Source organism: Methylobacterium sp. J-048, assembly GCF_022829515.1.
Lineage (GTDB): Bacteria > Pseudomonadota > Alphaproteobacteria > Rhizobiales > Beijerinckiaceae > Methylobacterium.
In genome coordinates this window covers 38,978-51,028 of record NZ_JAKSYL010000153.1, presented here as the reverse complement: position 1 = coordinate 51,028, position 12,051 = coordinate 38,978, and the positions used below count along the sequence as shown (strand labels likewise).

General features: G+C 69.6%; 9 protein-coding genes. 6 read left to right on the top strand and 3 right to left on the bottom strand.

Annotation, left to right across the window (positions count from 1 at the left end):
- Nucleotides 1–58: 58 nt before the first annotated feature.
- The 3 genes from tkt to MKL09_RS15080 all read right to left on the bottom strand — a co-directional run bounded on the left by tkt (nucleotide 59) and on the right by MKL09_RS15080 (nucleotide 4,739).
- Nucleotides 59–2,134 (bottom strand): transketolase, encoded by a 2,076-nt coding sequence (gene tkt, locus MKL09_RS15090; protein ID WP_244021325.1) that lies wholly within the window; start codon nucleotides 2,132–2,134, stop codon nucleotides 59–61.
- Entirely contained in the window at nucleotides 2,131–4,020 is a 1,890-nt protein-coding gene (locus MKL09_RS15085; RefSeq protein WP_244021322.1) for a glycoside hydrolase family 15 protein, read from the bottom strand. The genes tkt and MKL09_RS15085 overlap by 4 nt, the downstream gene beginning before the upstream one ends.
- A gap of 125 nt (nucleotides 4,021–4,145) precedes the next feature.
- A complete protein-coding gene (locus MKL09_RS15080) occupies nucleotides 4,146–4,739 on the bottom strand; it encodes a hypothetical protein (protein WP_244021321.1) in 594 nt (197 codons plus the stop codon).
- Nucleotides 4,740–4,924: 185 nt separating this feature from the next.
- Between MKL09_RS15080 and MKL09_RS15075 the strand changes: the two genes are divergently transcribed.
- From MKL09_RS15075 to MKL09_RS15050, 6 genes are all read left to right on the top strand, one after another.
- Nucleotides 4,925–5,512: an ANTAR domain-containing response regulator gene (locus MKL09_RS15075; protein WP_244021320.1), complete on the top strand. Its 588-nt coding sequence runs from the start codon at nucleotides 4,925–4,927 to the stop codon at nucleotides 5,510–5,512.
- Nucleotides 5,509–6,522, top strand: a complete 1,014-nt coding sequence (locus MKL09_RS15070) for a CmpA/NrtA family ABC transporter substrate-binding protein (RefSeq protein WP_244021319.1) — start codon at nucleotides 5,509–5,511, stop codon at nucleotides 6,520–6,522. Before MKL09_RS15075 ends, MKL09_RS15070 begins: the two co-directional genes overlap by 4 nt.
- Nucleotides 6,523–6,588: 66 nt before the next feature.
- Nucleotides 6,589–6,831 carry a hypothetical protein gene (locus MKL09_RS15065; protein ID WP_244021317.1) on the top strand — a complete coding sequence of 81 codons (243 nt, stop codon included), beginning with the start codon at nucleotides 6,589–6,591 and terminating at the stop codon, nucleotides 6,829–6,831.
- A gap of 511 nt (nucleotides 6,832–7,342) precedes the next feature.
- Nucleotides 7,343–8,611, top strand: a complete 1,269-nt coding sequence (locus MKL09_RS15060) for an NAD(P)/FAD-dependent oxidoreductase (RefSeq protein WP_244021316.1) — start codon at nucleotides 7,343–7,345, stop codon at nucleotides 8,609–8,611.
- 14 nt (nucleotides 8,612–8,625) lie between these two features.
- On the top strand, nucleotides 8,626–10,437 hold the full coding sequence (locus MKL09_RS15055) for a NirA family protein (protein WP_244021314.1): 1,812 nt from the start codon (nucleotides 8,626–8,628) through the stop codon (nucleotides 10,435–10,437).
- Nucleotides 10,434–12,038: a sulfite reductase subunit alpha gene (locus tag MKL09_RS15050; protein WP_244021305.1), complete on the top strand. Its 1,605-nt coding sequence runs from the start codon at nucleotides 10,434–10,436 to the stop codon at nucleotides 12,036–12,038. The genes MKL09_RS15055 and MKL09_RS15050 overlap by 4 nt, the downstream gene beginning before the upstream one ends.
- Nucleotides 12,039–12,051 lie beyond the last annotated feature (13 nt).

Below are 12,051 nucleotides of genomic sequence, written 5' to 3'. Positions count from 1 at the left end.
GTTCCTTCTGAACCACCCCCACCCCTGGCCCCTCCCCGCAAGGGGGAGGGGACACGCTTTATCGCTTGTGCTTGGCGAGCTGCGCCCGGGCGGCTTCCAGCACCTTGTCGGGGGTAAAGCCGAACTTGGTCTGGAGATCCTTGATCGGGGCGGAGGCGCCGAAGGTGTCCATGCCGATCACCGTGCCCTCGGTGCCGGCGTAGCGATCCCAGCCGATCATGCTGCCCTGCTCGACGGTGACGCGTGCCTTGACGGCGGGGGGCAGGACCGAATGCCGGTAGGCCTCGTCCTGCCGCTCGAACAGATCCCAGGACGGCATCGAGACCACCCGGGCCTTCACGCCCTCGGCCTTCAGCGCCTCGTAGGCGCCGACGCAGAGCTGTACCTCGGACCCGGTGCCGATCAGGATCACCTCCGGGGTGCCGTCGCAATCGCCCAGGATGTAGGCGCCCTTGGCGGTGCCGGCGGCCGCGCCGTACTTGGTGCGGTCGAGGGTCGGCAGCGGCTGGCGGGAGAGGGCCAGCACGGACGGCTGATCCTTCAGCGAGAAGATCACCCGGTAGGCCTCGGCAACCTCGTTGGCGTCGGCCGGGCGCAGGGTGACGAGGCCCGGGATGCAGCGGAGCGACAGCAGCTGCTCCACCGGCTGGTGGGTCGGCCCATCCTCGCCCACGCCGATCGAATCGTGGGTGAAGATGTGGAAGATCGGCAGCTCCATCAGCGAGGCGAGCCGGATCGGCGGGCGCATGTAGTCGGCAAACACCAGGAAGGTCGCGCCGTAGGCCCGCAGGCCCGACAGGCCGAGACCGTTCACGATCGAGCCCATCGCATGCTCGCGCACGCCGAAATGCAGGTTGCGGCCGCCCGGCGAGAACGGCCCGAGCGAGCCCGCCCCCTCGAAGGTGAGGTTCGACTTGTTGGACGGCGCCAGATCGGCCGAGCCGCCGAGCATGAACGGCACGTGCTGCGCGATGGCGTTGAGCACCTTGCCGGAGGATTCCCGGGTCGCGATGCCCTTGGCGTCGGGCTCGAAGACCGGGATGTCCTTGTCCCAGCCGTCGGGCAGGCGCCCTTCCAGCAGGGCGGCGAGATCCTCGGCGTGGTCGGCATCGGCCGCCCGGGCCTTGGCGAGCAGGTCCTGCCAGGAATCGTACAGGGCAGCGCCGCGCTGGCCGATGCCATCGCGGAAGTTCTCGTGCACGCCGTCCGGGACCAGGAACTGCGCGTCCTCGGGCCAGCCATAGGCGCGCTTGGCGCCCTTGACCTCGTCCTCGCCCAGCGCGTCCGAATGCGCCTTCGAGGTGCCCTGCTTCTTCGGCGCGCCGTAGCCGATCACCGACTTCACGACGATCAGGGTCGGCCGGTCGTTGGTGGCGAGGAAGGTCTCGAGCGAGCCAGCCAGCGCCTGCAGGTCGTTGGCGTCGGCCACCCGCAGCACCTGCCAGCCATAGGCGAGGAACCGGGTCGCGACCTCTTCGCCGAAGGCGAGTTCGGTGTGGCCCTCGATGGTGACGGTGTTGTCGTCGTAGATCCAGCAGAGGTTGCCGAGCCGCAGATGGCCGGCCAGCGAGGCGGCCTCGGAGGCCACGCCTTCCATCAGGTCGCCGTCCGAGCAGATCGCGTAGACGTTGTAGTCGAACAGCGGCAGCTCGGGCCGGTTAAGACGCGCGCCGAGGAATCGGCCGCCAATCGCCATGCCGACCGAGTTGGCCACGCCCTGGCCGAGGGGGCCGGTGGTGGTCTCGACGCCGGTGGTGAAATGGTACTCGGGATGCCCCGGGGTCCGGCTGTCGAGCTGCCGGAATTTCTTGATGTCTTCGAGCGTCACCGCCGGCGCATTGCCGCCGTCGCCCTCGGCGACGTTGGCGAGGTGCAGCAGCGCGTAGAGCAGCATCGACGCATGGCCGCAGGACAGCACGAACCGGTCGCGGTTCGGCCAGTGCGGATGGGCCGGATCGTAGCGGAGGTAGTGGTTCCACAACGTGTAGGCGACCGGGGCCAGGGCCATCGGCGCGCCGGCATGGCCGGAATTGGCCTTCTGCACCGCGTCGATCGCGAGCGTCCGGATGGTGTTGATGCTGAGCGTATCGATCTCAGCGAAGCCCGCCTTGGCGGGAGTGTCAGCGCCGCTCATGATGTCGCGTCTTCCAGTTCGCCTCTTGCGTGCCGCTTGTCGGCTTCACGCTGCCGAAGGACGGCGGGAGGGGCTCCGTTGGCCTTACCACCCTGCCGATCCGCCGGCCCTTCGCCGCGCGTATAGCTGAGGAGCGTGTTGACGAGCGCGACATGGGTGAACGCCTGGGGGAAGTTACCCACAAGACGCTTGGCTTGCACATCGTATTCCTCGCTGACGAGGCCGAGATCGGTGCAGATGCCGATCAGGCGCTCGATGATCGCCCGGGCCTCGTCCCGGCGGCCGAGGCCGATCAGGTTGTCGGCGTACCAGAACGTACAGGGCAGGAAGGCGCCCTCGTTGCCGGACAGGCCGTCGGTGGTCTGGCCCTCGGTCTCGTAGCGGAGGATGAAGCCGTTGCGCATCAGTCCTTTGCCGATCGCCTCGACGGTGCCGACCACCCGGGGATCGTCCTGCGGCAGGAAGCCGGTATGGGCGATGAGCAGCAGGCTCGCGTCCAGCGCCTTCGATCCGTAGGACTGGACGAAGCTGTTGAGGTCGGGATCGAAGCCCTTGGCGCAGACCTCCGCGTGGATCTCGTCCCGGAGGACGCGCCAGCGCACGGCCTGCTCCTCGGTGGCGCCGGATTCGTGCATCGCGTGCATGCGCAAGGCCCGGTCGAACGCGACCCAGGCCATCACCTTCGAATGGGTGAAGTGGCGCGAGCCGCCGCGCACCTCCCAGATGCCCTCGTCGGGTTTGCGCCATGCCGTTTCCAGGTGGCCGAGGATCGCCAGCCCGACCCGCAGGCCGTCCTTGCTCACCGGCAGGCCGCGGGCATGGGCCTGGTAGAGCGCGTCGAACAATTCGCCGTAGACGTCGATCTGGAACTGCGAGGCCGCGGCGTTGCCGATCCGCACCGGCTTCGAGTTCTCGTAGCCGGGCAGCCAGTCGAGCTCGATCTCCGGCAGCAGGCGCTCGCCGCCGATGCCGTAGAGGATATGCGCCTGTTCCGGGTTGCCTGCCACCGCGCGCAGCAGCCAGCCCAGCCAGTTGCGCGCCTCGTCGATATAGCCGGCATCCATCAGGGCGATGAGAGTCAGGGTCGAGTCGCGCAGCCAGCAGAAGCGGTAATCCCAGTTGCGCGCGCCGCCGAGCCCCTCGGGCAGGGAGGCGGTCGGCGCGGCGACGATGCCGCCGGTGGGTTCGTAGATCAGCGCCTTCAGGGTCAGGAGCGAACGCTGCAGCATCCGGTCCCAGGCCGTGCCGCCGGCACAGCGCGCCGACCATTCGCGCCAGGATTGGTCGGTTTCCTCGAGGCTCTTGCGCGGCTCGAGCGAGGTCGGATCGTCCTCGTGCGAGGCACCGTAGCTCAACACGAATCGGTGGCGCTCGCCGGCATGGACGGTGAACTCGGACACCGTCGTCTGCGTGTCCGAGCCCTTCAGGTGGACATCGGTGCGCAGCACGACCTTGTGCGGCCCGGAGACGGCGCGCAGGTCGCCCAGCTCCGAGCGCGAGACCCACGGCACCGCAGAGCCGTAATCGAACCGGACCGCCATCTCCATCCGCATGGCGACCCGCCCGTGCACGCCCTCGACCAAGCGCACCAGATGCGAACCGTCGCCGACCGGCATGAAATCCGTGACCAGGACCTCGCCCAGCCGGGTCTTGTGCCGGGTCTCCAGCACCAGGCTTCCCGGGCGGTAGGCCCAGCTGGTCTCGACGTGTTCGGCTTCGGGGAAGATCTTCCAGAAGCCGTGCGCCTCGGTGCCGAGCAGGCTCGTGAACAGCGCGGCGGCGTCGAAGCGCGGCCAGCACAGCCAATCGACGCTGCCCTGCCGGCTGATCAACGCGGCGCTGCGGCAATCGCCGACCAGCGCGTAATCCTCGATGCGTGCAGCCATTCGGCCCCGGCTCCGGCGAGGCCAGGTGCCCCGGCCATCCGCTGCAACGCACCTAGGACGCCCGGTTGCGAGGTCCAGGGGGCGCTAGTCCCGACCAGGTGCGATGCCGGATCGCGGTGGGCGGCTCAGCGCAGGCAGTCGGCCACCACCAGGGCGACGGAACCCTGCACGGCCGCCGCGCCATCGCGCATCAGGCTGGCCGCATCGCCGACGGCGCGGGCGGCAGGCGCCAGCGTCTCGACCACCGACGCGGCAAACGGCAGCGCGGCCGGCGGCAACAGCCCGGCCTCGTCGGACTCGGCCGTCTCGGCGCGGCCGGCGGCAAGGGGATCGGTCACGCGTTGCGGCGTCTCCGGGCAGCGGCGACCCGGGCACGGGTGCCGGCCCACGGCCGCGATGTGCGGACCCGCACGCCCGGCGAGCGTCGGCCGGGCAGGCGGCGAAGCGGCGGGCGGGCTGAGCGGATAGGCTTCGGCAAAGGCCAGGGCCGCTGGGCGGCGGACCGGAGCCGTGACCGGCGCGTCCTTGACGAAGGCGGTGGGCGAGGGCGCCTCGGGCACGCTCAGAGCGGCGTGGGCCTCCGGCGGCGTCGGTTGCGAGGACGGACAGTAGAGCGAGGCGACGCCCAGCATCGCCACCACCACCAAAGTCGGCAGGAACGGCATCGACACGCGCCCGGAGGCGGTGTCCGTCAGGGCAAGCTGGTCTGGCCTGCGCATCCGTTTCACCGATCCCCGCGATAGTTTCGAGATCGGCAGAATGCCCCCAGCATTGCGGCGGAAGCTGGACCGTTTGTTTGCGCGCCGGTAACGCCGCCGCCGCTCGCGGGGCATACGCCTTGCTTATCCGATGGCGGCCGAACCGGGCCGCCCCCCACGAGAAGACCCGCCCCGACCGGGCCCCGATGACCGAATCCAATCTCACCGTCGCCGTGATCGACCCAAGCCGCGCCCGCGCGGCGATCCTGGAGGAGGGCCTGCGCGCCGCCGGCATCGGCCGGATCGTGGTGATCCCCGACACCGCCGATCTGCTGGAGCGGGTGACCGCCCTCAAGCCCGACGTGGTGGTGATCCACCTGGAAAGCCCGAGCCGGGACATCCTGGAGCAGATGTCGGGAGTCTCTCGGCAGGTCGAGCGGCCGGTGGCGATGTTCGTCGACCGGTCGGACACGACCATGATGCAGGCGGCGGTCGATGCCGGAATCTCGGCCTACGTGGTGGACGGGCTGCGGGCGGAGCGGATCAAGTCGATCCTGGACATCGCGATCCTGCGCTTCAACGCCTTTGCGCGGCTCCAGCGGGAGTTGTCGGAGGCCCGCAGCGAGCTCGCCGACCGCAAGCTGATCGAGCGCGCCAAGGGCATCCTGATGAACCTGAAGGGGCTGACCGAGGACGAGGCCTACAAGCAATTGCGGCGCAAGGCGATGAACGAGAAGCGCAAGATCGCCGACATCGCCCGGGCCATCGTCACCACGGCGGATCTGCTCGGATGAGGCTCCAGCTCGGCTACGTCCCCCTCTGCGATGCCGCGCCGCTGATCGCGGCGCACGAATTCGGCTTCGCCCGGGCCGAGGGGCTGGACCTCGACCTCTCGGCCGAGCCGTCCTGGGCGACCCTGCGCGACCGCCTCGCCCTCGGGCATCTCGACGGCGCACACATGCTGGCGCCCCTGGCCCTGGCCAGCCGGCTCGCCCTGTCCGGGCCGCCCTCCGACATCGTCGTGCCGCTGCAGCTCAGCGCCAACGGCAACGCCATCACGGTGTCCCGCGCGCTCTGGGCCGCGATGGAACCGGCGAGCGAGGCCCTGGCCGACGTGGCCCGCGCCTTCGCCCGGGTGGCGGCCGAGCGCCGGGACACGGGCCGGCCGCTGACGCTGGGGACCGTGCATCCGTTCTCCTGCCACAGCTACCAGCTGCGGCTGTTCGCCGAAGCCGGCGGCCTCGATCCGTCGGCCTTCCGCACCGTCGTGGTCCCACCCCAGCACAGCGTCGAGGCCCTGGCCCGCGGCCTGGTCGACGGCTACTGCGCCGGCGCTCCCTGGAACGACGTGGCCGTGGCGGCGGGCCACGGGCGGATCGCGGCGCTCAGCTGCGAGCTGACACCCGACGCCCCCGAGAAGGTGCTGGCCGTCTCCGCGCGGCTCGACGGCGCGACGCTGCCCCTGGTCCGGGCGGTGGCGCGGGCCGGCCAATGGTGCGCCGACCCGGCCAACCACGCGGATCTGATCCATCGCCTGGCGCACCGGACCTATCTCGACCTGGATGCCGGCCTGATCGGCCGGGCCTTCGACGGCGAGGCGATCCTCGACGCAGCCGGCACCACCCGGCCGATGCCGGGACGTCTCGACCTTGGCGCGAGCGTACAGGAGCCGCGACCGGAAGCCGCCCGCTGGCTTGTCGCACAGATGCATGCGTCGCATCAGATCCCGGCGGGTAACCTGTCCGAAGAAGCCGCGAGCGCCGTCTACAGGCCCGATCTCTACCAGGCCGCTCTGACGGTCTGAGACCCGTCAGACAAACCGGCCCTTTCGTCATTTGCCGGTCGCGTCGAGGCGTCAGAGCACGGAACGTTGCCGAGTCTCGGCCGTTACGTCCTCGCCATGCCCGGATGCCGTAAACTCGATACCGACTCGTCGACATCGCATCCGCCCAGGCGGGTCGAGCTTCGACGCTATGTTCGCCGCGGCGCCAAGGCCCCGCGCGCCAGCAACGACAACCGCCGTCAAGGCGGTGTCCCCTCCTGGTATTGGGTCCTGGTGGCTGGCGCCATGCCGACGCTCGGCCTGCTGGCGATGCTCTCGACGCTGATCTGATCTGGTTCAGGTATCGGATCCGAAGACCGAGCGTCGGCTGCAGCCCCTGCATCGTTGCGGGCGCAGCGTAGCGACTTCGGGCAGCACGCAATCTCCGAACCTATTCGCATCATGGGATCGCCTCGCCGTGTCGGCGTGAAGCGATCCCTCTGCGCTCGGCCTCCGATCCGAACAGCGGCCGGATATCCTCCCCTTACCGACCGCGCTGATCGTTTAAGCGACCACCAGCCTGCTTTTTGTGCAGTGCGGCGCTCGGGCTGCGGGCAAGCTCATCCCGTCAGGCCACCGTCATTTAATTAACATTTGGAATAACTTATAAGTAATCACCGTGCCTGGCACGGGATCTGCACGTGTCACCGCGTCCGTCAACGACGACGGGCAGCGCCGTCAGCGAGGCCGCTGATCCGGTTCTCCTGAGGCAGAAGCCTGCCCCGGGGAATGACCGGCAGCGGCTTTTTCGTGGGCGGTCCGCCGACGATCCTGCAATCGAGGTTCCAGACGCGATCCAGAGATGGCGACATCCCCTATGGACACCAGCGTACACGATGCGCGCGCCGAGACCGGCCTTCCGCGCGAGAGGCTCGTCGTCGTCGGCAACGGCATGGCCTCGCTCCGATTCCTCGAACGCCTGACCGAAGGGTCGCCCGGCCGCTTCGACGTCACCTGCGTCGGCGCCGAGCCGAAGGCCGCCTATAACCGGGTCCTGCTCTCCTCGCTGCTCGGCGGCGAAGTTGACGAGGCGGCCTGCGAGTTCCGCGGCCTCGACTGGTACGCCGGCCACGGCATCCGCCTCATCACCGGCGCCCCGGTCACCCAGATCGACCGCGAGAACGGCCTCGTCCTGGTCGGCGAGACCCATGTCCTGCCCTTCGACAAGCTGGTCCTCGCCGTCGGCTCCCTGCCGATCCGGCTACCGAAGCCCGGCATGGACCTCCCCGGGGTCATCACGTTCCGCGACCTCGCCGACGTGGCGGCGATCCGCAAGGCCGCCGTGCAGCACGCCAGGACGATCGTGATCGGCGGCGGCCTGCTCGGGCTCGAAGCCGCGGTCGGCTTGGCGCGGCTGGGGGTCGACACCACCCTGCTCCACGTCATGGACCGGCTGATGGAGCGCCAGCTCGATCACCACGCCGCCGGTCTGGTGAAGCGCGCCATGGAGGCGCGCGGCGTCCGGGTGTTGCTGAAGGCCGACACCGCCCGGGTCGAGGGCGACGGCAAGGTCGAGCGCCTCGTCCTGGCCGACGGAACCGTGCTCCCGGCCGACCTCGTGGTGATGTCGGTGGGCGTGCGCCCCTCGGTGGCTTTGGCCCAGGGGGCCGGGCTGGAGATCGGCCGCGGCATCAAGGTCGACGACCGGATGACCACTTCGGATTCCCGCGTCTTCGCGCTCGGCGAATGCGCCGAGCATCGCGGTCTGATCTACGGGCTGGTCGAGCCGGCCTACGAGCAGGCCGACACCCTGGCCCGGCACCTCGCCGGCCACAATGCCGCCTATGCCGGCACCTCGCTCGCCACCAGCCTCAAGGTCTCGGGCCTGCCGGTGTTCTCGGCTGGCCTCGTGGACACCCCCGAGGATGCGGAGGCGATCGTCCTCTCCGATCCCGGCGCCGGCCTCTACCGCAAGCTGCTGGTGCGGGAGGGCAAGCTGATCGGTGCCGTGTTCGTCGGCGACATCGCCGAGCAGGGCGCGTGCAAGGGCCTGATCCGCTCCGGCGATCCGGTCGAGAATCTCGATGATTTGATGTTCGGGCGCCCGGCGCCCGAGCAATTGGCTGCTTAGGTAGGGAGGCGCAGATGGCCGAGACCACCACACAGACCGCCCCGGACGGCTTCAATCCCGAGCAGAAGCGCTACCTCGAAGGCTTCGCCTCGGGCGTCGCCGCGGCCCGCCTGACCGGCGGCTTAACGATCGGGCAGGGCCCGGCCGCGCCAGCCGAGCCCACCGGGCCGGACGCGATCCACATCAAGGCGCAGGACAAGACCGTCAAGGACGGCGGCAAGCTCTGCGAGCAGGAGAAGTGGAAGCGCGCCGAGAGCCCGTTCGACAGCCATAACCGGCTGATCGCGGAGGCCGCCGCCGGCAAGCAGCCCAAGCCCGAAGACAATTTCCGCTGGCGCTACCACGGCCTGTTCTGGGTCGCCCCGAACCAGGTCAGCTACATGGCCCGGCTGCGGATCCCCAATGGGATCCTGCACCATTGGCAGTTCGCAGGCGTCGCCGACCTCGCCGACCAGCATGGTGGCGGCTACGTCCACGTAACGACCCGGGCCAATCTCCAGGTGCGCGAGATCGGCCCCGAGCACGCCCAGCCGTTCCTCGACGGGCTGGTCGATATCGGCCTCACGGCGCGCGGTTCCGGGGCCGATAACATCCGCAACGTCACCGGCTCGTCCACCGCCGGCATCGATGCCCAGGAATTGCTGGACACCCGCCCGCTGGCGAAATCCTGGAACAACTGGATCATCAACGACCGCTCGCTCTACGGCCTGCCGCGCAAGTTCAACGTCGCCTTCGACGGCGGCGGCGTCATGCCGACCCTGGAGGAGACCAACGACATCGGCTTCCAGGCGATCGAGGTGCTGGACGGGGCCGCGGTGGCGCCGGGCGTGTGGATGCGCCTCGTGCTCGGCGGCATCTCGGGCCACCGGGACCTCGCCCGCGACACCGGCATCGTGCTCAAGCCCGAGGATTGCAACGCGGTCGCGGACGCGATCATCCGGGTGTTCATCGAGAACGGCGACCGGACCAACCGCAACAAGAGCCGGATGAAGTACGTCCTCGACGCCTGGGGCTTCGACAAGTACCTCGCCGCCGTCGAGGACAAGCTCGGCCGCAAGCTCGACCGGGTCGATCCGGCCCATGTCGCGCCGCGCCGGCCCACCGACCGGTTCGCCCATGTCGGCGTCCACGCCCAGAAGCAGCCCGGCCTCAACTGGATCGGCGTTGTCCTGCCGGTGGGCAAGATGACCAGCGACCAGGTCCGGGCGCTGGCCGAGATCGCCCGCGACTGCGGCGACGGCCAGATCCGCCTCACCGTCTGGCAAAATTTTATTTTTTCGGGGATCCCCGATGCGCGGGTGGCGGAGGTCGAGAGCCGCGTTCTTGAACTCGGCCTGACCATCAAGGCGGCCGGCATCCGCTCCGGCCTCGTCGCCTGCACCGGCGCCCGGGGCTGCAAGTTCGCCGCCTCCGACACCAAGGGCCACGCGCTGATCATCGCCGACCATGTCGAGCGCACCGTCACCGAGCTCGACGTGCCGGTGAACGTCCACCTCACCGGCTGCCACCATTCCTGCGCCCAGCACTACATCGGCGATATCGGGCTGATCGGCGCCAAGGTGGTCGTCTCCGAGGAGGGCGACACCGTCGAAGGCTACGACATCGTGGTCGGCGGCGGCTTCGCCGAGAACCCGAAGATCGGCACCGAGATCTGGAAGGCCGTGAAGGCCGAGGACGCGCCGTTCCGCGTCGAGGCGCTGCTGCGCACCTACCTGGCCCGCCGGGAAAGCCCGGACGAGAGCTTCCAGTCCTTCACCGCCCGCACCGGCGCCGAAGCCCTGCGGGACGCCGCCGAGGAACAGCCAGCCCTGAAGGCCGCAGCATGAGTGAGCACGTCGCGCCCCCCCTCGTCCTGATCCCCGAGACCGCGCCCTTCGACGCCGACCAGCGCTCGTGGCTCTCGGGCTACTTCGCGGCTTTGCTCGGTCCTGCCGTGACCGGAGCCACCGCCCTCGCGCTGGGCGAGGCGCCCCCCGGCGGCCCCAAGCTCGCCGACAACGACGACGCGCCCTGGCACGACCCCTCGGTGCCGATCGGCGACCGGATGGCGATGGCCCAGGACCGGCCCGAACCGCAGAAGCTGATGGCCGCCATGGCCCAGCAGGATTGCGGCCAGTGCGGCTACAACTGCGCCGACTACGCCAACGCGATCTTCCTGAAGAACGAGGAGCGCCTGAATCTTTGCCAGCCCGGCGGCAAAGAGACCTTGCGCATGCTCAAGAAGCTGGACGAGGAGTTCGGCGCCTCTTCCGGCGTGCCAGCCGCCGCCAAGGCCGAGGACGACGCGCCGAAGCCGGCGGCCGATCTCGGCCCCCTGGGCTTCTGCCGCGAGAACCCGGTCGAGGCCCTGTTCCTGTCCCGCCGCCGCCTCAACGATCCGGGCGGCGAGAAGGAGACCTGGCACATCGAGATCGGGCTCGACGGCACGCCGATCACCTACGAAGCCGGCGATTCGCTCGGCTTGTTCCCGGCCAACGCCCCGGCCCTGGTCGACGCGGTGATCGCCGAGCTCGGCGCCCGGCCCGAGCGGATCATCGAGACCAAGACCCTGCGCGACCACCTGCTCAAGGACTACGCGCTTGGCGCCGCGCCGGACAACCTCTACCAGCTGCTGTCGCTGCTCACCTCGGGCGCGGCCCGCAAGAAGGCGCAGGCTCTGGCGTCCGGCGAGGACCCGGACGGCGATGCCGCCTATCTCGACGTGCTCGGCGCCCTGCACAAGTTCCCCGGCGCCCGGCCGGACGCGGAGGTCTTTTTGGAGGCCCTCGACGAGCTGCAGCCGCGGCTCTACTCGATCTCGTCCTCGCCGAAGATGGATACCGGGATCGTGTCCCTGACCGTCGATGCGGTGCGCTACAACCACCGCTCGCGGCTGCGGCTGGGCGTCGCCTCGACCCATCTCGGCGAGCGCCTGCCCGAGCAGACCCACGTGAAGATCTACCTGCAGAAGGCCCACGGCTTCGCCCTGCCGGCGGACCTGTCCAAGGACGTGATCATGTGCGGCCCCGGCACCGGCATCGCGCCGTTCCGGTCCTTCCTGCGCGAGCGGGCCGCGACCCAGGCGCCCGGCCGCAACTGGCTGTTCTACGGCCACCAGCGCCAGGCGACGGACTTCTTCTACAAGGACGAGCTGAACAAGCTGAAGGACGACAAGATCCTGACCCGCCTGTCGCTCGCCTGGTCCCGGGACGGCAGCGAGAAGACCTACGTCCAGGACCGGATGCGCGAGAACGGCGCCGATTTGTGGAAGTGGCTCGAAGGCGGCGCGCATTTCTACGTCTGCGGCGATGCCAAGCGCATGGCCAAGGACGTGGAGCGGGCGATCATCGACGTGGCGGCCAGCCACGGCGGCAAGAGCCCCGAGGATGCGGTCGCCTACTTGGCCGCGCTCAGGAAGACCGGCCGCTACCAGGCCGACGTGTATTGAGCTGCGCCCTCTC

Coding starts and splice junctions, on each gene's coding strand:
- tkt (WP_244021325.1), bottom strand. CDS start 2,134: ATGAGCGGCGCTGACACTCCCGCCAAGGCGGGCTTCGCTGAGATCGAT.
- MKL09_RS15085 (WP_244021322.1), bottom strand. CDS start 4,020: ATGGCTGCACGCATCGAGGATTACGCGCTGGTCGGCGATTGCCGCAGC.
- MKL09_RS15080 (WP_244021321.1), bottom strand. CDS start 4,739: ATGCGCAGGCCAGACCAGCTTGCCCTGACGGACACCGCCTCCGGGCGC.
- MKL09_RS15075 (WP_244021320.1), top strand. CDS start 4,925: ATGACCGAATCCAATCTCACCGTCGCCGTGATCGACCCAAGCCGCGCC.
- MKL09_RS15070 (WP_244021319.1), top strand. CDS start 5,509: ATGAGGCTCCAGCTCGGCTACGTCCCCCTCTGCGATGCCGCGCCGCTG.
- MKL09_RS15060 (WP_244021316.1), top strand. CDS start 7,343: ATGGCGACATCCCCTATGGACACCAGCGTACACGATGCGCGCGCCGAG.
- MKL09_RS15055 (WP_244021314.1), top strand. CDS start 8,626: ATGGCCGAGACCACCACACAGACCGCCCCGGACGGCTTCAATCCCGAG.
- MKL09_RS15050 (WP_244021305.1), top strand. CDS start 10,434: ATGAGTGAGCACGTCGCGCCCCCCCTCGTCCTGATCCCCGAGACCGCG.